The sequence below is a fragment of the Alcanivorax sp. HI0044 genome, assembly GCF_001634945.1.
The window spans coordinates 1-898 of the sequence record NZ_LWEZ01001982.1 but is presented as its reverse complement, the minus strand read 5'-3'; the positions used below and the strand labels follow the sequence as shown (position 1 = coordinate 898).

2 protein-coding genes are annotated in these 898 nt (G+C 59.6%); both read right to left on the bottom strand.

From position 1 onward, the window contains the following. The coding region (locus tag A3730_RS29270) for a 4Fe-4S binding protein (protein ID WP_156501452.1) at window positions 1–524 on the bottom strand (524 nt) is incomplete at its 3' end. A gap of 100 nt (window positions 525–624) precedes the next feature. Further along, window positions 625–898 (bottom strand): c-type cytochrome (locus tag A3730_RS29265; protein ID WP_156501451.1); only part of this gene is annotated, 274 nt, incomplete at its 5' end.

Here is an 898-nt window from a genome sequence, read left to right as displayed (position 1 = left end):
CCGACAAAGGTAATGCCGGTAAGCAAGGCAAGCATCAGCCAGAGCACATGCTTGCTGCCACGGCGCATGATCTTGGTTGCCGTCCAGGGGGCACTGTCCATCTTTATACGGCTGTGGCGATCACCTTCACACCAGAACTCGATCCACTGAAAGAAGCGGGTCCAGGTGGTCTGCGGGCAGACGTAGCCACAATAGACGCGGCCCGCCAGCACGGTAACAAAGAACAGGGCAAATGCGGCCAGGATCAGGATCCAGGACAGCAACAGAAAGTCCTGGGGCCAGAAGCTGGCACCAAAAATACGGAACTGACGCCCCGGCAAATCAAACAGAACCGCCTGCTGGCCGTCCCAGCGCACCCAGGGCAGGATCATGTAAAGGCCCATGGTCGCCAGAATGGTGACGTCGCGGATAAACTGGAAACGTCCGGAAACGGATTTAACCTGAATGCGCTCGCGCTTGCTGTACAAGCTCACGCTGCCGCCATCGGTGGCATCCGTGACCTTGATGCGCTTGGGGTCCGACATACTACTCTCCGCTAACACCTTTGCGCCGCCGGCATCCCTTCACTGCTACGAATGATGGGCGGTGGCACCTTGCCTGTAGAAACCAGGGCTGCCCCGCGGATTACTCCGCGGTGTCAGCGTTCCGGGACAGGCTGTACACATAGGCTGCGATTACATGAATGCGCTCTTTGCTGAGCAGGTTTTCATGGGCCGGCATGTGGCCCGCGCGGCCGTGGCGAATGGTGTATTCGATATCTTCCACGCGGGGGCCGTAAAGCCAGGTGGTATCGGTCAGATCCGGCGCCCCCATCATGATATTCCCCTTGGCGTCCTGCCCGTGGCAGGCAGCGCACATGGCGAACTTGGGTTTGGCCCGCTCAATCGCTGCGGCCTTC